Here is a 22433-nt window from a genome sequence, read left to right on the forward strand (position 1 = left end):
GCGCCAACAAAAATGAATGAGTCTCACATGAAAGATCTGCCCTTCACCTTGTCAGCGCTGCACGCAGCTTATGAGACAGGCCTGTCGCCTCAGGATGTTGTCGAAGAAGTCTTTCGCCGCATTGAAGCGGTCAATGATCCGGGGATTTTCATTCACCTGATAGACAAGGCAGAAACGCTGGGGGCAGCGGAAAACCTTGGAGTTTTTGACCCGAAAAAGCCGCTTTGGGGCGTTCCGTTCGTGATCAAGGACAACATCGACGTTGCTGGCAAGCCAACAACAGCTGGCTGCCCAGCCTACGCATACACGCCCGAACACGATGCATTCGTGGTTGCTCAGCTCAAGGCAGCGGGTGCGATCCTGATTGGCAAAACAAATCTGGATCAATTCGCCACAGGGTTGGTCGGCGTTCGATCCCCCTATCAGCCGCCCAAAAATTCCGTTGATCCGGCTATCGTTCCAGGAGGCTCATCCTCTGGATCAGCCGTTTCCGTCGGGCACGGTCTGGTCACCTTCTCGCTTGGGACAGATACGGCAGGGTCCGGGAGGGTACCTGCCGCATTGAACAATATCGTTGGCTTGAAACCGACCCTTGGTGCGCTCTCTGCAAGCGGTGTGGTTCCGGCTTGCCGCACCCTGGATACAATCTCGATCTTTGCGCTGACCGTTGAAGATGCCTACGCAGCCTATGCCGTTGCCGCACAATACGATGATGCCGATGCCTATGCGCGCAAGGTTCATCTTAGCCCGCTCGGGGATACCCCGCCAAGCTTCAAAATCGGTATACCGGATCGGAAGACCATCACGTTCCTGGGCGACACCGAACAGGAAGCATCGTTTTACGAAACCATTGACCTGCTGAAAACACTTGGTGCAGTGATTGAGCAGGTCGATTTCACGCCCTTCTACGATGTTGCCACCATGCTTTATGAAGGCGCGTGGGTCGCAGAGCGGCACACGGTCATCGAAGACCTGATGCGCGACCAGCCAGAGGATGTCCATCCGGTAACAACAGCGGTTGTCGGAAAGGCACTGGGCTTGACAGCCACAGACGCTTTTCGGGGCATCTACCGTCTGAAAGAGCTTGCCCGCAAGACAAGACCAGTGCTCGACCGGTTGGACATGTTGTGCGTACCGACGATCCCGACGTTCTATTCGGTCAAGGATCTGGAAGACGATCCGATCACGCCCAATTCCAACAACGGAATCTATACCAACTTCGTCAATCTGCTGGATATGTGCGGTCTCGCAATCCCGGTTTCTCCACGAACGGACGGGCGGCCTGGCAACGTCACTCTACTCGCGAAAGCCGAACAGGACGGTATGATTGCCAACCTGGGAGTAAAGCTGGAACAGGCGGCTGCCCACGAACTAGGCGCGACTGGCTGGACTTTGCCTGACGAGGCAGTGCCGCTCACCCCACTCACAAATTCAGATGAACTCGCTCTTGCTGTCTGTGGAGCACATATGTCGGGGATGGTTCTCAATCATGAATTGACCTCTCGCGGTGCACGGTTTCTGCAGACCTCAACAACAAGCGATGCCTATCGTCTTTATGCACTGGCAGGGGGGCCGCCAAAACGACCGGGATTGGTCAGAGGTGAGCCTGGATCAGGCGGCGAGATCGACGTTGAAATCTGGGCGATGCCCCTCACCGAAGTTGGCTCATTTCTGGCATCGATCCCCGCCCCTCTTGGGTTGGGCAGCCTTGTTCTTTCTGACGGGCGCACTGTTCAGGGCTTCCAATGTGAAGCTGCCGGAATCAGAGGGGCCGACGACATCACATCGCTTGGCACTTGGCGTAAATATGCAGTGCCTTCTCAGGGCGCAGCGTGACGACAGGAGCGGCAAACAGGATGTCTGATCTTCCAATCATCGATCTGAAACCTCTACTGGATGGAACGCCCGCCGGATTGGAGAAAGTTGCGGCAGACATTGGTAAAGCAGCCAGAAATATCGGGTTCTTCTATGTACAGAACCACGGCATTGAAGAAAATCTGATGATCGCGATATTTGCCGCCTCCAAAGCCTTCTTTGCGCTTCCTGACAGCGAGAAAATGCTGCTGACAAAGGACTTCTTCAAGACCAACCGGGGCTATGTGCCCATGAAGGGCGAGCACTTGGACCCGGGCAAACCGTCCGATCTGAAAGAAGCTTTCAACATTGGCCTTGATCTCGACCCAACAGATCCAAGGATCCTAAAAGGCGAACCGTTTCGGGCTGCCAACCAATGGCCGAACCTGCCGTCCTGGAAAGAAACGCTGCTCGCCTACTTCGATGCCGTCTGGGCGCTAGGCCGTGTGCTTCATCAGGCAATTGCCACAGATTTGGGAACGGACAAGAATTACTTCGAGAACAAGCTAGATGCGCCGATGGCCACACTTCGCTTGCTCCACTACCCGCCCCAACCCGCACGCGCCGAGACCGGCCAAATCGGCGCTGGCACTCATACCGATTATGGCAATCTAACGATCCTTTTGCCGGACGACGTGGGCGGGCTGGAAGTTCAGCAACGCGATGGAAAATGGATCAAGGCCCCCACACTTGAGGGCGCTTTTGTCTGCAACATCGGTGATTGCCTGATGCGATGGACCAATGACACCTATGTCTCCACCCCTCATCGGGTGGTGAACACTGGCGGCCGGGAACGTTATTCGATTGCCTTCTTCCTGGATCCTAATCCAGATGCAGAAGTAGCCTGCCTGAAAAGCTGCCAGCGGGAGGATCGTCCAGCGCTCTACCCGCCTATTTCCGGTGCGGATTATCTCAAAAGGAAACTCGATGCCAGCTATGAGCAAGTCAGGGACAGCAGTGCCTCTTCAACCTAATCAGCTCCTTGATCGGCCTTCGGGCAAGATACCACCTTGGCCAGAGGTCTAGCGCAATATGAGATCACACGCGCCATGGTTGATTAATTAGGGAGCAAAAACAAGAATGTCTAATAATTAATCAAATTAATAGCAGGCAAGCAAAGACTGAAACCGAAAGAAGGATATAAAAACAATTAAATTTCAGTGACTTAAATGAAACTAAACACCAGCCTTGCTTGGCATGCTGCTTGCTTTGAAAACACCAAACCGACGACCGGACATCACGGTCTACTGCACCAGACCTAAAGGGGTTGAACCATGTCGAAATTTGAAATTTCCCGCCGCTCCCTGCTGCAATCTTCTGCGGCTGGCATCATAGGACTGTCCGCAACCGGCTTGCCGCGTGCAGCCTTCGCCAGTGGCCTCACCGTTGGCATCGTTTATGTCGGCCCACGCGATGATTTTGGCTGGAACCAAGCCCACGCAGTTGCTGCAGCGGCTCTCAAGGAAGTCCCAGGCGTCACAGTCGTCGAGGAAGAAAACGTTCCAGAGACAGTCGCTGTAACAAAGTCGATTGAATCGATGATAAATCTCGATGGCGCAAACCTCATTTTTGCGACCTCCTTTGGTTACTACAAGCCGTTCGTTCTTGATTTGGCATCCAAGTACCCTGACGTGGAATTCCGCCATGCTGCGCCTCTCTGGTCAGAAGGGGATCCGACCAACGCAGGTAGCTACTTCGGCTATTTGGATCAGGCGCACTATGTTGATGGCATAGCTGCTGGCCTTTCCACCAAAACGAATAAGCTGGGCTTCGTTGCTGCCAAGCCAATCGGCACTGTCCTGCGAAACATCAACTCTTTCCTCCTGGGTGCCAAGAAGGTCAACCCAGACGCGACCGTTCAGGTCATTTTTACCGGTGAATGGTCCATGCCGGTTCGCGAGGCGGAAGCTGCCAATGCTCTGGTGGATGCTGGTTGCGATGTGCTGACCTGTCATGTGGATGGCCCGAAGGTCGTGATCGAAACCGCAGAAACGCGGGGTATCAAATGCTGCGGACACAATGCCTCTCAAGCACCGCTGGCGCCGAACGGCTTCATCACAGGCGCGGAATACAAGTGGGAAACCATCTACAAGATGTTCGCTGCTGATCTGACCGAGGGCAAGGCTCTGCCGAACATGACAGGCGGTGGCTTCGATAAGGATTACGTCCAAAACACCGCCTATGGCGCTGGCGCAACTCCTGAGGCAATTGCTGCAGCCGATGCGGCGCGCGCAGAAGTAACAGCTGGCAAGCCGATCTTTAACGGCCCCATCAACAAGCAGGACGGAACGCCGCTTCTGGCAGCCGGTGCGTCCCTGGACAACTATGAGCCCTCCCTCAATCAGACTGATTACCTGATCGAAGGCGTAATCGGCTCAATCACCTAATTCTCAAGGTTACCCGCCCCGAATTCGCACACTGCGGATCCGGGGCGGTCTTCCATCCTCGCCAAATTCAATTTTTGAGCACTGCACTCTGCCGCCGCATACTGCAAGGATCCGAATATGGTCGATATGGCCAAAGCAGACCACATCAAAGACAACCCGGAAAGCAGTACCACTGACATGCTCGATCGCTTACGGCGATCTTCCGAATTTGTTGTGATGCCCGTCCTGGCGCTCATCGTTTCAGGGCTCCTGTTCTCGCTCTTTCTGCTGGCCCTTGGAAAATCTCCCTATGATTTTTACGCGCTGGTCTGGAAAGGCGGCTTCGGCTCAAGTTTCTCCCTGCAGAACTCATTGGTGCGCGCTGCACCGCTGATATTCACCGCGCTCTGCGTCGCCATTCCCGCTCGGCTAGGTCTTGTGATCATCGGCGGCGAAGGGGCTCTGGTTCTGGGCGGCTTTGCTGCTGGTGCAATCGCCATCCCGATGATTCCCTGGGCACCAACTGCCATTTTGTTACCTGTTATGGCCCTTGCCTCACTCCTTGGAGGTGCTCTCTGGATCGGCTTTGTAGGTGTCTTGCGGCACTATCGAGGCGTAAACGAGACCATTTCTTCGCTGCTGCTGTTCTACATCGCGGTCTCGATCCTGAACTTCTTCGTCGAAGGTGCTCTGCGTGATCCTTCAGACCCCAACAAGCCATCCACCATGCCAATCGGCAAAGACAACATGATCGGCAACATCCCTGGCACCGATGTTCATTGGGGGCTGATCGTCGGCATTGTGCTATGCATTCTGCTCTACTTACTAATGAACCGGACGACATTCGGATTTGCCGCACGTATCACAGGCGGAAACCTACGTGCGGCCCAAGCGCAGGGGTTACCGGTCGGCAAATTGATGGTGATCTCCTGCGCCATTGCCGGAGCCTGCGCTGGGTTTGCCGGCTTTTTTGAAGTCGCGGCCATTCACGGCAAGGCCAATGCATCTTTGATCGCCGGATACGGCTTTACCGGAATTCTCGTCTCGTTCCTCGCCAGGCACAATCCTCTGGTCATTGTGCCGGTGGCCATTCTGCTTGGCGGAATAGCCGCCTCCGGAGGTCTTATTCAGCGCCGTATGGATCTGCCAGATGCCACTGTTCTGGTTCTGCAGGGACTGATGTTCATCGTCCTGCTGGTGTCCGAAACCTTCTATGGTCGACTGCCCTTTTTCAGATCCAAGGGAGGCAAAACATGAGCGACGAGGCTGGACTGTTCACAGTGCTCATGGCGATGTTCGCGGGCGCGATCCGCGTCTCAACACCATTTTTGTTCGTCAGCCTAGGAGAAACACTGACTGAAAAATCCGGGCGCATCAATTTGGGCCTGGAAGGTACCCTCGTGTTTGGGGCCATGTCGGGCTACGCCACGAGCTACCACACAGGCTCGCCCTGGTTGGGCGTCATGGTTGCCGGTCTTTGCGGCGCCTGCTTCGGAGCCCTTCATGGCTATTTGTGCAAGCTGCCAAAAGTGAACGACATCGCCATTGGTATCGCCATGATGCTGTTCGGAACCGGTCTCGCATTTTTCTTCGGCAAATCCTACATACAGCCTCAAGCCCCGCGCCTGCCATCGATATCGCTCGGCGCATGGAGCGACAATCCGGCCTTGCGCCAGGCGCTCGAGATAAACCCTCTTTTTATCCTCGGTTTCATTCTAGCCGTTGTTCTGTGGTGGGGCCTCAAGAACACCCGCTGGGGCCTGATTGTCCGCACAACTGGCGACAGCGCACCGGCGGCATTGGCCCTTGGCATCAACGTCAATCAAGTTCGGCTGCTCGCCACCATGGCAGGCGGTTTTTTTGCAGGAATCGGAGGCTCGTTTCTGTCGCTCTACTATCCGGGCAGCTGGACAGAGGGTCTGTCCTCCGGCCAGGGACTTATGGCTGTTGCGCTGGTGATTTTCGCACGCTGGAACCCGCTTGCCTGCTTTGCCGCAGCACTGCTTTTCGGAGCCGCAGGCGCACTCGGCCCAGCATTGCAATCCATCGGTATCTCGCGCGGATATCACTTTTTCAACGCCGCGCCCTACATCCTGACGCTTTTGATCATGATCGCCAGCTCATCCCCCAAGAGATCTCTCAAGGGTGCGCCAGGCGAGTTGTCCATCACAAAATAGGAGCTGACAAATGAGCGGACTTGGAGGTCTCAACAAATCCCCCAATGGTGTCGTCCTTGGCATGGTGCAACTTCAACTCACACATGTCTCGAATGAGATCGAACTGGCGACGCAGACCCAGGTCATTGTCGATATGGTCCGCAAGGCAAAGCACAACCTGCCAGCTATGGATCTCGTGGTGTTTCCCGAATATGCGCTCCACGGCCTGTCGATGGACATCAATCCGCAAATCATGTGCTCTCTCGACGGCCCAGAAGTCGCAGCCTTCAAAAAGGCATGCGCTGACAACGAGATATGGGGCTGCTTCTCCATCATGGAACTGAACCCTGGCGGCATGCCCTACAACTCCGGCATCGTCATCGACGACAAGGGCGAGCTGAAACTCTATTACCGCAAAATGCACCCATGGGTCCCCGTTGAACCCTGGGAGCCTGGCGATCAGGGCATCCCGGTGATCGACGGGCCAAAGGGATGCAAACTCGCCCTCATCATCTGCCACGACGGGATGTTCCCGGAAATGGCCCGTGAATGCGCCTACAAGGGCGCGGAGGTTATGATCCGCACAGCCGGTTACACGGCACCTATCCGGGAAAGCTGGAAATTCACCAACCAATCCAATGCGTTTTGCAACCTCATGCTCACCGCTAATGTTTGCATGTGCGGTACGGATGGAACATTCGACAGCATGGGCGAAGGTATGATTGTCAATTTCGATGGCACCATCATTGCCCATGGCACGACAGGCCGTCCAAACGAGATCATCTCAGCTGAGGTACGGCCTGACCTTGTGCGTGAAGCCCGGATCCACTGGGGAGTTGAAAACAACATCTACCAATTTGGCCACCGTGGCTATGTTGCGGTCAAAGGCGGCGCACAGGACTGCCCCTATACCTATATGACCGACCTGGCAGCAGGCCAGTACAGGCTGCCTTGGGAAGACGATGTCATTCACACCGACGGCACGTCTTGCGGCTTTGACACACCCAAACGATCCTTCGGCGAAAAAGACCTGAGCGATGCAGCGGAGTAGACAATCATGACCACATCCCATGTCAAACCCAATGCATCTCAGACGTTCGAAGGCCCCGTGCCTGCAGATCCCTACCCCTGGCCCTATAACGGCAATCTCACTCCGGAGAACACTGCTCTGATTGTCATCGACATGCAGACAGACTTCTGTGGTCCCGGCGGTTATGTGGATTCCATGGGCTACGACATATCCATGACCCGCGCGCCAATAGAGCCCATCACGAATGTCCTAAAGGCCCTGCGTGCCAAAGGCTTCCACGTCATCCATACCCGTGAAGGTCATCGCCCGGATTTGGCAGATCTGCCAGAAAACAAACGTTGGCGCTCTCAGCGTATTGGCGCCGGCATCGGCGATCAGGGTCCTTGCGGGAAAATTCTGGTGCGCGGTGAGCCGGGTTGGGAGATCATTCCCGAACTCTCGCCCCTTGCCAGTGAGCCAATCATTGACAAACCAGGCAAGGGATCATTTTGTGCGACCGATTTGGAACTGCTGCTGCGCACCAAAGGCATCTGCAATCTCGTCCTGACTGGCATCACAACCGATGTCTGCGTCCACACCACGATGCGTGAGGCGAATGATCGAGGCTTCGAATGCCTGATCCTTTCTGACTGCTGCGGCGCAACGGACAAGGGAAACCACGATGCAGCGCTGAAGATGGTCACCATGCAAGGCGGTGTTTTTGGCGCAGTCGCTGATAGCAATACCTTCCTAAAAGGCCTTGAACACATCTCTGACAGGGGTTGAACATGGATCTTGCCGCCCATCGCCATTCCACAAAATTGCGCGCCATCGGCGTCGAGACAGTCGGGATGTCAAAGAGCTTCGGCGGCTTGACGGCGCTGGACGATGTGTCGCTCAAGGTCAAACCCGGTTCCTTTCACGCCCTCCTTGGCGAAAACGGCGCTGGGAAATCGACGCTGGTCAAATGTATGATGGGTTTCTACCAACCCACAAAAGGTTCTGTACTGGTCAACGGATCTGAAGTCTCCATACCCAATCCCCGTGCAGCGCATGCACATGGCATTGGCATGGTCTATCAACACTTCACCCTGGTCCCATCCCTAACAGCTGCAGAAAACCTGGTCATCTCCCGCGCCAATACGCCTGCTATTATCGATTGGAAAAAAGAACACCAAACGCTTGACGCATTTCTGGAGACAACGCCTTTCAAAGTGCCGCTGGACAAGCCGGTGAATTCCCTGTCTGCAGGCGAAAAACAAAAGCTTGAGATTCTCAAACAACTCTATCTGGATCAACGCTTTCTCATTCTGGACGAGCCCACATCCGTGCTGACGCCTGACGAGGCCGATGAAGTTCTGGGTCTTCTGCGCGGCATGACCGATGCGGGAGATCTGACCATCTTGATGATCTCTCATAAGTTCCGCGAAGTGACGGCCTTTGCGGATGCTGTCACCGTACTTCGGCGCGGACGTATGGTCGGCGGAGGTGATGTGGCAAATCTGTCCGTTGACGACATGAGCCACATGATGATCGGCGACACCACCGTCCGCGAGAGAGGCGCCAGAGAAACCTCGCTTGAGAAGAAGCTCAAGCTGGAGGTCGTGGGCCTGTTTGCCGAAGACGACGAACTGCTGCCAGCACTGGAAGCTGTGAACCTGAAAGTCCATACCGGAGAAATCCTCGGCATAGCGGGCGTGTCCGGAAATGGACAATCCGAATTAATCGAAACACTTTCCGGACAACGTATTCCCTCGGACGGGCGTTTCTTCGTCGATGGCAAGCCATATGAACCTGAGCGCAAACAAATGGATTCCCTAAAAGTTTTCGGTTTCTCAGAAGAACCCCTTCGAAATGCGGCGGTCCCACGCATGACTGTCGCTGAAAATATGGCTTTTCGCAGCTTCGACAAAGCGCCAATTTCGCCCTTCAAGGGCTGGCTATCACCAACACCAATACGCAAGAAAGCGCGTGAGCTTATCTCATCTTATCGGGTCAAGACACCGTCCACGGATGAGCCGATTGAAAACCTGTCTGGCGGCAATGTCCAGCGGGCGATCCTTGCCCGAGAGCTCTCAGGCACGGTCGAGATCCTCATCGTTGCGAACCCCTGCTTCGGGCTTGATTTTGCCTCTGTTGCCGAGATCAGGGCGCAGATCATGGATCAGCGCAACAAGGGTGCAGCTGTTCTGCTTGTCTCGGAGGATCTAGACGAAATCCTGGAACTTGCAGACATCGTCGCGGTCATGTCGGAAGGCAGGGTCAGCTTCACCTCGCCCATCGCCGACACGGACCGAGCCAAAATCGGCCACGCTATGGCAGGACACCAATCATGATGACCGTTGAAGCCAATCCCTTCGCATTTCACTTCGATCCGACCTCCGTCGCATTGATCGTTATTGATATGCAGTGCGATTTCATCAACCCGGGCGGCTTTGGCGAAACCCTTGGCAATGACGTCAGCCACCTCCAACGCGCCGTCTCGCCAACGAAAGACCTTTTAACCCTGTTTCGGCACAAAGGCTGGCCGGTGATACACACCCGCGAAAATCATCTGCCGGATCTATCCGACTGCCCTCCCGCCAAACGGGACCGTGGTTCACCAAGTCTCCGGATCGGTGATGATGGCCCGATGGGCAGGATTCTTATACGCGGCGAACCAGGAGCAAAAATCGTTCCGGACTGCACGCCCATCGAAGGCGAGCATGTCATAGACAAACCTGGCAAAGGCGCTTTCTACGCGACAAACCTAGACAAGATCCTGAGCAAACTCGGCACAAAGAGCCTCGTCTTTGCTGGCGTGACCACGGAGGTCTGTGTCCAAAGCACCATGCGTGAGGCCAACGACCGGGGCTTTGAATGCCTTTTGATTGAAGAAGCCACGGAAAGCTATTTCCCTGAATTCAAGGCAGCAACCCTAAAAATGATCCAAGCGCAGGGTGGGATTGTTGGCTGGACCTCGGCATTGGCCAACTTCCAGGCAGCGGCTTCAGGAGACGGAACATGAACGGCCCGTTCGATGCAAAGGCCTATGTGGCCCATATGGAAAAGGTCGTGGACCTCAAGATCCGGGATGAGTGGCGACCAACAGTCGAAGCAAACATGGCCGCCACTGGGAAAGCCGCAAACCTGATCATGAGCTTTCCCCTCGACGACGAAGTCGAGGCAGCCCCGGTGTTTTTGCCATGACCATCACCCCGCACATGACCAGGACCGCCACCCAAACGGCAGCAGCCGTTCAAAGTGGCGCCATCAGCGCAGAGGCCGTCGCCACACACGCCCTTGCTGACATCAACCGGCTCAACCCAATTGTAAATGCCTATACGGACATCACAACTGAGCGCGCGCTGACCGAAGCACGGGCGGTGGATAAACGCCTTGCTGCTGGAGAAACGCTACCCCTCGCAGGTGTGCCCTACGCCGTCAAAAACCTTTTCGATATCGAAAGCGTAGTGACCCGCGCCGGATCAAAGATTAACCTGAGCAACCAACCTGCTTCGGCAGACGCATCCCTGATCCAACGTCTCAGTCAAGCGGGCGGTGTCCTCACTGGCGGCCTGCACATGGGCGAATACGCTTATGACTTCACCGGCGAAAACGCTCACGATGGCAACTGCCTAAATCCGCATGACACAACCCGGATGACCGGTGGCTCTTCAAGTGGATCCGGCGCCGCTGCCGCGAGCGGCATGGTTCCGATTACGCTAGGCTCCGACACCAATGGTTCTATAAGGGTTCCATCATCATTTTGCGGGCTGTTCGGCCTCAAGCCAACTTTTGGACGTCTCAGCAGAGCTGGCTCGTTTCCATTCGTTGGAGATCTGGATCATCTGGGACCGCTCGCCCGAACTGCAGAAGACCTGGCGCTGGTATTCGACGTTCTTCAAGGTCACGATCCCGCAGATCCGGCACAGGCGAACCGACCTGGTATTGCCACCAAGGCAACGCTTTCGGAAGGCATAGAAAACCTACGGATCGCAGTTGCTGGAGGCTATTTTCGCAAGTCCGGCCAGCCAGAGGCATTCAACGCGGTTGATCTGGTCGCGGCTGAACTGGGTGCCAACCGGGAAATAGACATTCCAGAAGCCGCGCGAGCCCGCGCTGCAGCCTATATCATCACGACCGCGCAATCATCAGCGCTACACTTGGGCCGCCTAAAAAAGCAGCCGGAAAACTTTGATCCGGATACGAGAGATCGTTTTCTTTCCGGCGCCATGGTTCCTGCCGTTTGGGTTCAACAAGCTCAGCGGTTCCGGACTTGGTTCCAGCACCAGATGCGCGACATTTTCAAAGACGTAGACGTCCTACTGGCTCCAACAACACCGTTCCACGCCCTGCCTTCGGGAACAAAAACCGTTGTTCTGGATGGAGTAGAACTTCCGGCGCGGCCCAACATCGGACTTTTCACGCAACCTATATCATTCATCGGACTTCCAGTGGTTTCCGTTCCGGTTTGGCTCGAAGGTGCCGCCCTGCCAATCGGTGTCCAGGTCATTGCACCTGCTTGGCGAGAAGATATTGCCCTGCGCGTTGCCCACCACCTCCAACACTCAGGGGCCGTATCAGCCCCTGTCGCCGGAATAACAACAGGAATTAATTGATGAGCGACGCACGCTGGGCCGGACGAAATACGGATAAGGACCAAGTAAGAACCCGTGTCTGGAGCACACTTATAGAGCAAGGCGTGAACGTCGGCCCGACCAATAGCCGAATCCCAAATTTTGCCGGCGCAGACACTGCAGCTCTACATTTATCGCAGCTAGATGCATGGAAAGCCGCTCGCACAGTCAAATGCAATCCGGATCCACCCCAAATCCCGGTCAGGCTCAGGGCCCTTTATGATGGCAAGATTGTTTATGCGCCGGTCCCAGAGCTGCTGAAGCCCTTCCCATTTGTCCGGCTCGATCCAGTCGCCCTTGAAAGACAGGGGATCCAGTTCGAACTGGCAGCAACCTCGCAAGGGTTCGTTAGATACGGCGAACCTGTCGAATTCGAGGACATGGAGGAGCTCGACTTTGTTGTCGTCGGTTGTGTCGCCGTCACCAAAGAAGGCGGAAGGACTGGCAAGGGCGGCGGCTTCGCTGATCTGGAACTTGGAATTTTCCGAGAACTTGAAAAGCTCAAGCCAGATACAGTTCTGACGACAACCGTTCACTCCTGCCAGGTGGTGCCGAATGACGACGTGATCATGATGGCGCACGACAGCGCACTTGATTTCATCGCCACAGAACATGAACTGATCGACACCCAAACCCCATACCCACAACCGACCGGTGTTGCCTGGGAGCATGTTCAAAGTGATCAATTTCGGGACATCCCCTTTCTCAAAACACTCCGCGACCGCATGACGTCTGATAAAGGGAAACTCTGATGGACATCAATATTCCAAAGGTAAAGGCTGAGGTGGAAGCAGCTTTTACGGAATACGAGAAAGCTTTGGTCAGCAATAACGTCGAAGTTCTCGACGAGTTGTTTTTGAAGTCACCAACCACAATCCGCTATGGCGGCGGTGAAAATCTCTATGGCTACGATGAAATCGCGGCGTTCCGGTCCAGTCGCAGCAATCTCGGTCTTGAGCGTTCTTTAGAAAACACGGTCATCACGACCTTCGGCACTTCATTTGCCACAGCCTCAACCCTTTTCTACAGGGACAAGACCCCTGGCAAAGTTGGTCGGCAAATGCAGACTTGGGTCCGAATGAGCGAAGGCTGGCGCGTCGTAGCCGCCCATGTCAGCGTAATTGATGCGGAAGATGCATGATAAAGCGGGCTTGTCGCAAGTTTCGTGGAAAGACGGCTCTGTCTCGTTTTGCTCCTGCTTTTCAGGACAGGATTTTGAGTCTGTCGCGGTTTGATGCCGCCCCTTTGATAGCACTCACCCCAGGTACTGAAACGAACAGACGAATTCCGCAAGAATGCAGCGCGTATCGCGCTGCATTCTTGCGGGCTTAAGCGCAATCAAGCGTCTGATGACCTTGGCGTGGGTTTTTGACCCCGAATAAGTCTGGAACAGATCCGATATAGACTATTCAATCCGCCGCTATACGAGCAAGCCAGTTTCTATAGCTGCCTGGTTAAAGGCGGCCAGCGCCTCGTCCAGATCGTCCCGCGTGTGGGTCGCATTGATCTGGGTCCGGATACGCGCAGAGCCCTTCGGGACAACGGGATAGAAGAATGGCGAGACGTATACGCCAAGGTCAAACAGCCGGCTGGCCATCTCCTGGGCCAATTTCGCGTCTCCAAGCATGACAGGTACAATTGGATGCTCGCCCGGCAGGAGCGTGAAACCGAGATTGGTTAGGCCTTCGCGCCAATAGACAGTGTTTACAAAAAGTTGCTCCCTGAGATCATCGGCCTGTTCCACGATGGTCAGCGCTGCAAGCGATGATGCGACAATGCTCGGTGGTAGCGCGTTTGAGAACAGATACGGGCGAGCCCGCTGGCGCAGCAGGTCAACAACCGGCTGAGGTCCGGCAATATACCCTCCTAGAGCGCCTCCCAGAGCCTTGCCGAGGGTTCCGGTCAGGATGTCGACGTCATCATTGACACCGAAATGCGCTGCCGTTCCGCGTCCCTGTGGTCCCATAAAGCCAGTCGAGTGGCAATCATCAACCATTACCAAGGCGTCGAATTTTTTCGCCAATCTCGTGATTTCCGGCAGGTTCGCAAGATAGCCGTCCATCGAGAAAACGCCGTCTGTGGCGATCATGACAAATCGCGCTCCAGCTTCTTTGGCAAGAACAAGCTGCTTTTCGAGATCAGCCATGTTGGAATTCTCATAACGATACCGCTTGGCCTTGCACAACCGAATGCCATCAATGATGGAGGCGTGATTGAGGGAATCCGATACGACAGCATCTTCGGGCCCAAGCAAAGCCTCGAACAATCCGCCATTGGCATCGAAACAGGCGGCAAAGAGGATGGAATCGTCTTTACCCAAAAACTGCGCCAGACGTCGTTCCAGAACCCGGTGCGATTTCTGGGTTCCGCAAATGAACCGCACACTGGCCATGCCATAACCCTGATGATCAAGCGCGTCTTTCGCGGACTCGACCAGCGCCGGGCTGTCGGCCAATCCAAGATAGTTGTTGGCGCACATGTTGATAACGCCAGGCCGGGATTCTGTGCCATCGGCAACCGTAATCCGGCCTTTTTGAGCCGACAGGATCTCGCGCTCGATCTTGATAAGGCCGTCTTCCTCAAGTGAGGCAAGAGTTGTTGAAACAGTGTCTAAAAATGAGGTGGGCATGACCACTCCTTGCGAACCAAAGCGAACGTTCAGGATTTGGGGATATCAAGTGAAACCTAGTGCAGTAACGAGGGCACCCACAGCGTCATTCCAGGCCACAACGCAAGCAGCAAAATAACGGCCAGAATGGCGGAAAAGAAAGGAATGGCGGCCACAATAACCTTTTCATAGGACACCTCCGCGATCTTGGCAGCCGTCATCAACGTCATTCCAACGGGAGGCGTTACGTTGGAGACATTCAAGGTGACAATCATGATCATGGCAAAGTGCAGCGGATCAAAGCCAAGCCCCACCATAGTTGGGTGTAGAACAGGTCCAACGATGACGAGAGCAGGTAGCACATCCATCAAGGTGCCCAAGAGAATGAGAAATGCGACGACCGCGAGGATCTGGATGGTTTGGCTATCGCTGACGCCCGAGATGAAATCAGCAGCTTCCCGGGCAACGCCCGAGCGGGCAACAAACCAGGACAGAACTGTGGAACCGGCCATCAAAAAGAACACAATTCCGCTGAACCGAATTGTTTTGACCATCGCATCCCAGACCTTCGGCCAGGTAAGTTGGCGATAGAGGAAAAACCCGATCAGGAGCGTGTAGACAGCAGCGAAAGCAGAGGCCTCTGTAATCGTTGTCACACCCGACAGAATGCCGCCCAGAATAATGACCGGAACTATCAACGCTGGAAGAGACTGAAGGAAGGCTAAAACCGCCATGCGAAACGGGGTTGCTTCATGCTTCGGGAAATTGTTCTTGATCGCCAGAACGATACTGACACCCAGCATGGAGAGCGCCATGGCGAGGCCCGGAATAATGCCGCCGGCGAACAGATCAATCACGGAGATATCCCGCAGGATTGTTGCGTAAACAACCATGATTATACTGGGCGGAATAATCGGTCCGATAACGGAAGAGCATGCGGTGACAGCGGCGCTGTATTCCGGGCTATAACCTTCTTTTTTCATCGCTGGGATCAAAATTTTGCCGATGGAGACTGTGTCGGTCACCGCTGCTCCGGTCAATCCGGCAAAGAAAACGCTGACCGTTATGTTGATGTGGCTGAGTGAGCCGCGCATGCGCCCGATGAGCGCATTGTTGAACGTGATCAGGCGCTCTGTCAGCCCAGCATGGCCCATGAGTTCAGAAGTAAAGATGAAGTAGGGGATTGCGATCAGCACGAAGGGCGAAACGCCAGAGAACATTTTTTCTGCGACAATGATCAAATAGTCAAAACCGCCGAGCGAATAGGCGCCTGCTGCTCCTGAATAGACCAGGACAAGAGCAACGGGCGCACCGAGAAGCAAGACAGTTAAGAAGGCAACGCTGGCATAAATCATTGGACAGGTCCCTTTGTTGTTTGAGTATCAGGTCCACTTTCATGGCCATCAGCTGTTGGAGACAGCAGGTCAGTGAAATCCTGGGTGTCTTCCAGCAGGGCGCGTCCGCATGACGTGTGTACGAGCAGAACACCGCCAGTGATTGGGACACTAATGGCGACCCATCTTTGTGAGATCTGAATTTGATCTGAGATCATGACCAACTGATTGGAATCGATGAAGAAGTATGTGCCTTCATAGATCATGAAAACAGCAAAGACGAAGATCAGCCCAACCACCACCCGCTCGACCCATTGCCGGATGGCAAAGGGAAAACTGTCTGCCAGCATTGTCATGGCGACATGTTCGCCATTTTTGAAAGCGACCGTTATTGAGAGTAAGCCGATCCAGGGGATGAATTGTCGTGCCAGTGAATAGGTCCAGCTCAAAGAATCACCCGTAATCGCTTGGTACAATGCACCAACGAAGGAGATGGTCAGCATGGCCGTTATGGCCAGAGCACACACGATAATGACGCACGTGTTAAGGGTGTCGCTAAAAGACCGAATGCTTTTCATCTATCTGTCCAAATATTTACCCATAACCCCGGCGCAGGGGGCTACGCCGGGGCTATGGTGTCACTGTTTTTGCCAGAAGCTATTAGTTGGCGTACAGCGACGTACTGGTCGCAACTTCCTCAGCTTTGAGGCGCTGAACTTCGCTCATCAGTCCGTCAACAACGACTGGGTCGACACCAAAGTCCTTAGTGATCCACTCACGCCATGCAGGCATGGCTACAGCCGCCATTTTCGCTTTTTCTTCTTCCGAAAGGACGATGCATTCCTTGAACTCTTTGCAGGAGACATCCCACCCGTCGACGGAGTGCATTACGGCGATACCGTGTCCAATTTTCATGGATTCGCGAGCCGCATTGGCGATAATGACGCGATATTCTTCAGGCAGACTCTGAAACCACTTTTCACTGATCATGAAGGTCGCCGTGTTGTAAACATGGCCGCTGAGTGTTGTGTAGTCGTTCACATCGTAGAGCTTGTAGGCTTTGCTGATGCCAGGTGCATTGAATTGCCCATCGGCCAGTCCGGTTGCAAGCGCGGTTTGCACTTCACCCCATGGCAGCGGTGTGGCAGATGCGCCAAGCGCTTTCATGATCGCAATATGCGCCGGGTTTTCTTCAACGCGGATCCGCAGGCCCTCGATGTCTTCAACCGTGCGGATCGGGTGCTTGTTGTTCGTAAAGGCTACGAACCCGCCACCTTCATCAAAAGTTCCCATGTAACGCAGGCCGGATTCTTCAATTGCGCCTTTCATAAAATCAGCATGATAAGGCCCATCAAAATAGGCCCAGGCTGTGAGATAGTTCGGGAACAGGAACGGCGCTGTCATCACCTGAAAGTCTTTGTAGAACGAAGACATCGCGCCGGAGGACATCACGGCGCCCTGCATGACCAGGCCTTTTTGAGCAGCTTTGCCGGATTCGACTTCAGAACCCAGCTGGCTACCGCCGAAAATCTTGACGTCAATTGCACCGTTTGTTGCAGTTTCAACCAAGGATTCGAAGTGCATCAGGCTGGGCTGAACTTCATTCGTCAGCGGGTCTTCGCTAAAGACGTGTGAAATGATCATCTCATAGTCGGCGGCATGGGCGTTCGTCAGAGAGGCAAGGGACAGGGCTGCACCAAATGATGCTTTGCGAACCAGGTTGCCAAGTCGAAGTTTCTTTCCTGAAAAACCATTCAGGGTTGCATTTTTTACATTTACCATTATTATCTCCGGAAGTCTGATGTGACTTGTTTTGCTCTTGGTTTTTTGAGCGAATTTTTTGCATTCAGATCTCAGAAATTGATCATCGGCTGTCTCATGGCTAAAGCTTGCAGTGCTGACCATGAAACAGTTGATGATTGATTTCTTGTAGCAGTTTAGATGATCGGATCTCCTTTTGGTTGTGTGGATGGGGCCATGTGAACTGATTGAAAATACAGATACACCTTGAAGCGAAGAAGCCTTTCTATCGTGGCTTTCCTGTGCCCCATGTATCTGAAAGCGTGTATCCCAATGGGAAGATATCAGTCGGGTGAATGCCGATTGTTTGCTTACTGAATATCCAGGATCGGCCTGATATTTTAGGATTGATGAAGGAGCGAGTGCCCCATGATCCTATACTTGTGACTTCAGCCCTGAATTCACTGCCAACAATCGATCTGACGTTGATGACGTCGCCGGTCTGGACTTCGCCGCGGGCGTGCATCACGGCCAGGCGGGCAGCTGTTCCAGTGCCACAAGGCGAGCGATCAAGGCGGCCTGGAAAGATGATCGTCGCATTAACGATATCCGGGCCCTTGCGCCCGACAAACATCGGGTACTCGATCACATTGCAGCTCTCGATTTCAGGGTGCTGGACGGTGATTTGAGCGTTGGCCGCGTCCTTGATTTTGGCCCCCATCTCGACGAGATCACGCGCCTCATGCGGCTGAATGGAAAATCCCAATTTCGCTGCATCAATCAGAACAAAGTAACAACCACCAAAGGCAACATCGACTTCCATCTTGCCCACGCCTGGCACGTCAATTGGATGGTTCAAGTGCTCGACAAAGCTCTGCGGCATGTCAACTTCGACACGCTCGACTTTCCGGTTCTTGCAGTAGGCGGTTGCATTGATCAGGCCTGCTGGTGTGTCGAGCCGGACAATTGTTTGCGGCTCGGTCATCTCCAGCACATTGGTTTCCAGCAAGGCTGTGGCCACGCACATGGCATTTGAGCCCGACATGGCATGGGCACCATCAGCCTGGATGGGAATGAACCCCATTTGCGCACCTGGGGAGATGGGAGAGGTCAGCAGATTTATGGTCATTTGCGCCGCTCCGCGAGGCTCATACAGGGCAAATCGCAAGAGCTCATCATTAACAGTGTTGATGTAGTCCATTTTCTCTGACATCGAGGACCCTGGAATATCGGGTCCACCGTTGAAAATGACGCGACCGACTTCGCCTTCGGCATGCACGCCAATAATTTCCATCTGTTTGTCAAAGAGCATCTTCTGACCAGTGCTTTTAGTGGGAAGTGATGAAGCGAGAATTCGATTTTTCAGGTGAACCAATTGGGAGCTTTCGAAGGGAGGATGTATTGATCATAAATCGCATTTAATTGTATAATTACGTCATCATGTAAGGACAGTATGAAGATCGCCCCCTTGCCACAATTGCCCCCCGCAGAGCCCTTGCAGAATGTCCGGTTTGCCTTGACGATGACCGAAACGTTTCCCATTCTCGCCTTGAGCGGATTTGTCGATACGTTGCGCCATGCGGCCGATGACGGAAACCGCAACGGACAGATCTATTGCGGTTGGGATATCTGCGGACCAACGCTCACCCCTGTGACTTCGAGTTCCGGAATTCAGGTAAGCCCGTCCCTGTTGTTTGAGGATCTGGAGATTGCCCGATACGACTATCTTGTCGTCATTGGCGGCTTGATGCCGCTTATCGACCACGCCCCGGCACAAACGATAGAGCTCATCAGAGAGTTCCGGTCGGCCGGAAAAACAGTCATTGGTCTGTGTACCGGCAGTTTTCTGGTCGCCCAGGCCGGTCTCTTGCAGGGCAAGCGAGCCGCAGTGCATCATCGCCATCGGCAAGATTTTCTCGATCGCTATTCAGATGTTCAGGTGACCAGCCATGAAATTTTTGTCGAGGATGAAAACGTAGTCACCAGTCCTGGCGGAACCGCTTCAATCGATCTGGCGATAGACCTGTTGGCCCGGCATTTGGGGCGCCCGCGCGCCCTCAAAGGGCTGATTGAAATGAGCGTTGATCAGCCCCGAAGTGCGCTTCACATGCCACGTGCACCAAGTGCTGAACTGCATAATTGCGGTGACTGGCGGGTCGCGAATGCAGCACAAATTATGCGGGAGAACCTGTCAAATGCCAAATCCATAAAGTCAATCAGCGCGGATGTCGGGGTCAGCGTATCCCAGCTCAACCGCCTGTTCCTGCGCTATGCAGACCAATCGCCCTCGGCCTATTGGCGCAAGATGAGACTGGACCATGCCCATTGGTGTCTGCTGAACACCAACCTGTCGATCGCGCAGATCGCCTATGAATGCGGATTTTCCGATTCCGCTCATTTCATCCGCAGGTTCAAGGATCGTTTCCATGACACCCCCGCTCTCTTTCGCAAGAGGATACTGCCAAATGAAATATCAAAACTCAGCCCCGGCAGTTAGGCGGAACCGAAGGCGAAATAACTGGGCCTGTCGCCGAAAGATTGAGGCGCCAATCGAAGGATGACTTCAAGCAGACATGCGGGAGGTCAGACGATAAGCTCCGCACCGCATTGATCGGCTGCAGTGCATGAACCATCGAGATCATAAAAGCTTCAGATGCTGACAAAGGCTTCCACGCCCTCCCTCTCCGATAGGTTGTGGAACACACCTTTGGATGGTTCGAACAATGCAACAGGCTCGCCAAGAACCGGGAAAAGAGCTTCCAATGTGGGAAAAATCTGTCCGCTAACGAAACGTTCAGCAAGCCCACTCTGGCAACTTGCAAAACATGAGTATAAAAGTTATGTATTATTTTACCCGCCAACCGGTAAAAATACTTATGTTTCTTCTCCTGTGTAAATTTAAAAACTGAAAGCCGAGCATCCTCTTCGGAAACATTGATGGAAGCAGGCCTGTCCTCAAGCACCAGAATATGACTCGGACTTAGAACTGCTCATTAACGAGCAGGCTGGTTGATAAAGTTGAAGAGCAGCCATGGCATTACAGGACAGTAACGGTCAGCAAAAAAGCTACCTGACATACCGCAAAGCTCTGGTGGATTATGTTTCCTCCATTATTGGCTCTCGTGCTGATGCAGAAGATGTCGTTCAAGACGCTTTCATCCGTTTCCTTCCGAAGAATGGACCAACAACAGTTTCGACTAAAGCCTACTTGTTCAGAATTGCCCGAAATTTGGCGTTTGATCTAACAAGACGCCGACAAATGGAAGCCCGGCATGAAAATAGTGAGCTGCCGCACTGGGCGACCCCACAAAGACTAGAAACCCCTGAAGAAGCGGCAATTATCGGCGACGATTTAATCCGAATATCAAAATACCTTGACTCCTGCTCCAAGGAGACACGCATCGCGATTGAGATGTACCGGTTTGGGGGGCATACTATGGAGCAAATCGCCAATGATCTGGATTTATCGATCGCAAGTGTGCATCGAATTTTGCGGAAATCCATGCTTGAAATATCCGAAATAATTGATCAAAGCGCTTAAATTTTCAGCATGCGAAGAAAATTATCGTCGAGCTATTCGTCTATATATTAATAGGGGAGCAGCCAAACAGGCTAAATGGCGTAAGGCAAATGGTTCGGAGAGCATGTTAAGTCGGGAAACAGAACTTACAACAAGGCAAAGACTGTCTGAAGAAGCTGTAGACTGGCTGCTCAAGCTTCAAGGCTCACCGAATGATCAGGGTTTGCATGAACAATTTCAGGTCTGGCTCGATCATGCACCACAACATCATGAAGCTTGGTCACGCACGTGCCGTATGTGGGATCGCCTGGGTGCTCTGTCGCCTGAAACAAGGAAAATCCCTGATCAACTGGAAAAAGCTCCGGTTTGGTCAACACAATCTCAGCTCGAAGTCGCAGAATTACCCTCCAAAAAAATGAGAGGACGTATTACGGCCGTCAGTGTGGCACTTGCTGTTGCCGCCTGTTTTTTAGTGCTGCTAGCTCCGACGTGGCTAATACATTATCAAGCTGACCACTATACGGACCCGGGTGAAATAAGAACCATACATCTGGAAGATGGTAGCAACGTTACCCTGGCAGCCGCCAGTGCAATTAAGCTGGATTTTGACAACAAAACCAGACAATTGACGCTCTTGTCAGGTGAGGCCTTCTTCGATGTCTCCCACGATGCATCAAGACCGTTCCTGGTGACAGCAGATAACCTCAACATCTCTGTTCTCGGTACGCAGTTCAATGTCCGGCTGGGACAAGAGACGACAGATGTGGCACTTCTGAAAGGGTCGGTCAAAGCCAAGGCAGGGCATGACAAGGCTGTTGCATCAGCTGTTTTACGTCCAGGAGAGCAGCTTAAACTCGATGATGTCGACGGCACCATTGAATTGTCAAAAATCAATCTGGATCAGATTGCAGCGTGGCGAAAACACCGCCTCTACGTAATGAACGAGACCCTAGAATCCGTTGCTCAGCAGATTGGTAGATATCACTCTGGGTGGATTGCAATCCCGGACACTCGCCTCGCAAATCAACGCGTCACAGGAGCGTTTGATCTTACTAATCCAGAAAAAGCGATGCGGGCGCTCGTCGCCCCATTTGGCGGTCAAGTATATGAAATAAATAATTATTTTATGATTTTACTGAACCTCTAACAATTATTTCATGAGTTTTTTTCTCATAATTTAAACTTTCTGACGGCAAGGCTGAAAAAAACACGCAAGCCACTCGTCTT

21 protein-coding genes are annotated in these 22433 nt (G+C 53.5%); 16 read left to right on the forward strand and 5 right to left on the reverse strand.

Annotated elements, in window-relative coordinates; genetic code table 11:
• Window positions 1–27 precede the first annotated feature (27 nt).
• The 13 genes from atzF to hpxZ all read left to right on the forward strand — a co-directional run bounded on the left by atzF (window position 28) and on the right by hpxZ (window position 13145).
• A complete protein-coding gene (gene atzF, locus V6575_RS00340) occupies window positions 28–1836 on the forward strand; it encodes an allophanate hydrolase (RefSeq protein ID WP_340271987.1) in 1809 nt (602 codons plus the stop codon).
• A 20-nt stretch (window positions 1837–1856) separates the two neighbouring features.
• Window positions 1857–2828: an isopenicillin N synthase family dioxygenase gene (locus tag V6575_RS00345; protein WP_340271988.1), complete on the forward strand. Its 972-nt coding sequence runs from the start codon at window positions 1857–1859 to the stop codon at window positions 2826–2828.
• Window positions 2829–3128: 300 nt separating this feature from the next.
• Window positions 3129–4241: a BMP family ABC transporter substrate-binding protein gene (locus V6575_RS00350; protein ID WP_340271989.1), complete on the forward strand. Its 1113-nt coding sequence runs from the start codon at window positions 3129–3131 to the stop codon at window positions 4239–4241.
• Window positions 4242–4367: 126 nt separating this feature from the next.
• Window positions 4368–5477, forward strand: coding sequence for an ABC transporter permease (locus V6575_RS00355; protein ID WP_340272699.1), 1110 nt, complete (start codon window positions 4368–4370; stop codon window positions 5475–5477).
• Window positions 5474–6397, forward strand: coding sequence for an ABC transporter permease (locus V6575_RS00360; RefSeq protein WP_340271991.1), 924 nt, complete (start codon window positions 5474–5476; stop codon window positions 6395–6397). The genes V6575_RS00355 and V6575_RS00360 overlap by 4 nt, the downstream gene beginning before the upstream one ends.
• Before the next feature lie 10 nt (window positions 6398–6407).
• A complete protein-coding gene (locus V6575_RS00365) occupies window positions 6408–7427 on the forward strand; it encodes a formamidase (RefSeq protein WP_340271992.1) in 1020 nt (339 codons plus the stop codon).
• A gap of 6 nt (window positions 7428–7433) precedes the next feature.
• The gene (gene biuH, locus V6575_RS00370) at window positions 7434–8171 is read left to right on the forward strand and encodes a biuret amidohydrolase (RefSeq protein ID WP_340271994.1); all 738 of its coding nucleotides are present in this window, start codon (window positions 7434–7436) and stop codon (window positions 8169–8171) included.
• A 2-nt stretch (window positions 8172–8173) separates the two neighbouring features.
• Window positions 8174–9721: an ABC transporter ATP-binding protein gene (locus V6575_RS00375; RefSeq protein ID WP_340271995.1), complete on the forward strand. Its 1548-nt coding sequence runs from the start codon at window positions 8174–8176 to the stop codon at window positions 9719–9721.
• On the forward strand, window positions 9718–10392 hold the full coding sequence (locus tag V6575_RS00380) for a cysteine hydrolase family protein (RefSeq protein WP_340271996.1): 675 nt from the start codon (window positions 9718–9720) through the stop codon (window positions 10390–10392). Before V6575_RS00375 ends, V6575_RS00380 begins: the two co-directional genes overlap by 4 nt.
• On the forward strand, window positions 10389–10574 hold the full coding sequence (locus V6575_RS00385; RefSeq protein WP_340271997.1) for a DUF4089 domain-containing protein: 186 nt from the start codon (window positions 10389–10391) through the stop codon (window positions 10572–10574). Before V6575_RS00380 ends, V6575_RS00385 begins: the two co-directional genes overlap by 4 nt.
• A complete protein-coding gene (locus V6575_RS00390) occupies window positions 10571–11986 on the forward strand; it encodes an AtzE family amidohydrolase (protein ID WP_340271999.1) in 1416 nt (471 codons plus the stop codon). Before V6575_RS00385 ends, V6575_RS00390 begins: the two co-directional genes overlap by 4 nt.
• Window positions 11986–12756 (forward strand): 5-formyltetrahydrofolate cyclo-ligase, encoded by a 771-nt coding sequence (locus V6575_RS00395; protein ID WP_340272001.1) that lies wholly within the window; start codon window positions 11986–11988, stop codon window positions 12754–12756. The genes V6575_RS00390 and V6575_RS00395 overlap by 1 nt, the downstream gene beginning before the upstream one ends.
• Window positions 12756–13145 (forward strand): oxalurate catabolism protein HpxZ, encoded by a 390-nt coding sequence (hpxZ, locus tag V6575_RS00400; RefSeq protein ID WP_340272002.1) that lies wholly within the window; start codon window positions 12756–12758, stop codon window positions 13143–13145. Before V6575_RS00395 ends, hpxZ begins: the two co-directional genes overlap by 1 nt.
• Before the next feature lie 279 nt (window positions 13146–13424).
• Here hpxZ and V6575_RS00405 read toward each other — a convergent pair whose 3' ends face one another.
• The 5 genes from V6575_RS00405 to V6575_RS00425 all read right to left on the reverse strand — a co-directional run bounded on the left by V6575_RS00405 (window position 13425) and on the right by V6575_RS00425 (window position 18998).
• Complete coding sequence (locus V6575_RS00405) at window positions 13425–14633, reverse strand: glycine C-acetyltransferase (protein ID WP_340272003.1); 1209 nt, start codon at window positions 14631–14633, stop codon at window positions 13425–13427.
• A 56-nt stretch (window positions 14634–14689) separates the two neighbouring features.
• Window positions 14690–15967: a TRAP transporter large permease gene (locus V6575_RS00410; RefSeq protein ID WP_340272004.1), complete on the reverse strand. Its 1278-nt coding sequence runs from the start codon at window positions 15965–15967 to the stop codon at window positions 14690–14692.
• Window positions 15964–16524 (reverse strand): TRAP transporter small permease, encoded by a 561-nt coding sequence (locus tag V6575_RS00415; protein WP_340272005.1) that lies wholly within the window; start codon window positions 16522–16524, stop codon window positions 15964–15966. Before V6575_RS00415 ends, V6575_RS00410 begins: the two co-directional genes overlap by 4 nt.
• Before the next feature lie 82 nt (window positions 16525–16606).
• Window positions 16607–17728, reverse strand: a complete 1122-nt coding sequence (dctP, locus tag V6575_RS00420; RefSeq protein ID WP_340272006.1) for a TRAP transporter substrate-binding protein DctP — start codon at window positions 17726–17728, stop codon at window positions 16607–16609.
• 244 nt (window positions 17729–17972) lie between these two features.
• The gene (locus tag V6575_RS00425) at window positions 17973–18998 is read right to left on the reverse strand and encodes a proline racemase family protein (protein ID WP_340272007.1); all 1026 of its coding nucleotides are present in this window, start codon (window positions 18996–18998) and stop codon (window positions 17973–17975) included.
• A 141-nt stretch (window positions 18999–19139) separates the two neighbouring features.
• Between V6575_RS00425 and V6575_RS00430 the strand changes: the two genes are divergently transcribed.
• From V6575_RS00430 to V6575_RS00440, 3 genes are all read left to right on the forward strand, one after another.
• Entirely contained in the window at window positions 19140–20183 is a 1044-nt protein-coding gene (locus V6575_RS00430) for a GlxA family transcriptional regulator (RefSeq protein ID WP_340272008.1), read from the forward strand.
• Between the two features lie 534 nt (window positions 20184–20717).
• Window positions 20718–21227 carry an RNA polymerase sigma factor gene (locus V6575_RS00435; RefSeq protein WP_340272009.1) on the forward strand — a complete coding sequence of 170 codons (510 nt, stop codon included), beginning with the start codon at window positions 20718–20720 and terminating at the stop codon, window positions 21225–21227.
• On the forward strand, window positions 21211–22353 hold the full coding sequence (locus tag V6575_RS00440; RefSeq protein ID WP_340272010.1) for a FecR family protein: 1143 nt from the start codon (window positions 21211–21213) through the stop codon (window positions 22351–22353). The genes V6575_RS00435 and V6575_RS00440 overlap by 17 nt, the downstream gene beginning before the upstream one ends.
• The last annotated feature ends 80 nt before the right edge of the window (window positions 22354–22433 follow it).

Origin of the sequence: Roseibium algae (assembly GCF_037783265.1) — a bacterium.
GTDB classification, from domain to species: domain Bacteria; phylum Pseudomonadota; class Alphaproteobacteria; order Rhizobiales; family Stappiaceae; genus Roseibium; species Roseibium algae.

Coding starts and splice junctions, on each gene's coding strand:
- hpxZ (WP_340272002.1), top strand. CDS start 12,756: ATGGACATCAATATTCCAAAGGTAAAGGCTGAGGTGGAAGCAGCTTTT.
- V6575_RS00355 (WP_340272699.1), top strand. CDS start 4,368: ATGGCCAAAGCAGACCACATCAAAGACAACCCGGAAAGCAGTACCACT.
- biuH (WP_340271994.1), top strand. CDS start 7,434: ATGACCACATCCCATGTCAAACCCAATGCATCTCAGACGTTCGAAGGC.
- V6575_RS00430 (WP_340272008.1), top strand. CDS start 19,140: ATGAAGATCGCCCCCTTGCCACAATTGCCCCCCGCAGAGCCCTTGCAG.
- V6575_RS00365 (WP_340271992.1), top strand. CDS start 6,408: ATGAGCGGACTTGGAGGTCTCAACAAATCCCCCAATGGTGTCGTCCTT.
- V6575_RS00435 (WP_340272009.1), top strand. CDS start 20,718: ATGGCATTACAGGACAGTAACGGTCAGCAAAAAAGCTACCTGACATAC.
- V6575_RS00350 (WP_340271989.1), top strand. CDS start 3,129: ATGTCGAAATTTGAAATTTCCCGCCGCTCCCTGCTGCAATCTTCTGCG.
- V6575_RS00410 (WP_340272004.1), bottom strand. CDS start 15,967: ATGATTTATGCCAGCGTTGCCTTCTTAACTGTCTTGCTTCTCGGTGCG.
- V6575_RS00425 (WP_340272007.1), bottom strand. CDS start 18,998: ATGCTCTTTGACAAACAGATGGAAATTATTGGCGTGCATGCCGAAGGC.
- V6575_RS00380 (WP_340271996.1), top strand. CDS start 9,718: ATGATGACCGTTGAAGCCAATCCCTTCGCATTTCACTTCGATCCGACC.
- V6575_RS00405 (WP_340272003.1), bottom strand. CDS start 14,633: ATGCCCACCTCATTTTTAGACACTGTTTCAACAACTCTTGCCTCACTT.
- dctP (WP_340272006.1), bottom strand. CDS start 17,728: ATGGTAAATGTAAAAAATGCAACCCTGAATGGTTTTTCAGGAAAGAAA.
- V6575_RS00375 (WP_340271995.1), top strand. CDS start 8,174: ATGGATCTTGCCGCCCATCGCCATTCCACAAAATTGCGCGCCATCGGC.
- V6575_RS00345 (WP_340271988.1), top strand. CDS start 1,857: ATGTCTGATCTTCCAATCATCGATCTGAAACCTCTACTGGATGGAACG.
- V6575_RS00415 (WP_340272005.1), bottom strand. CDS start 16,524: ATGAAAAGCATTCGGTCTTTTAGCGACACCCTTAACACGTGCGTCATT.
- V6575_RS00390 (WP_340271999.1), top strand. CDS start 10,571: ATGACCATCACCCCGCACATGACCAGGACCGCCACCCAAACGGCAGCA.
- V6575_RS00385 (WP_340271997.1), top strand. CDS start 10,389: ATGAACGGCCCGTTCGATGCAAAGGCCTATGTGGCCCATATGGAAAAG.
- atzF (WP_340271987.1), top strand. CDS start 28: ATGAAAGATCTGCCCTTCACCTTGTCAGCGCTGCACGCAGCTTATGAG.
- V6575_RS00360 (WP_340271991.1), top strand. CDS start 5,474: ATGAGCGACGAGGCTGGACTGTTCACAGTGCTCATGGCGATGTTCGCG.
- V6575_RS00395 (WP_340272001.1), top strand. CDS start 11,986: ATGAGCGACGCACGCTGGGCCGGACGAAATACGGATAAGGACCAAGTA.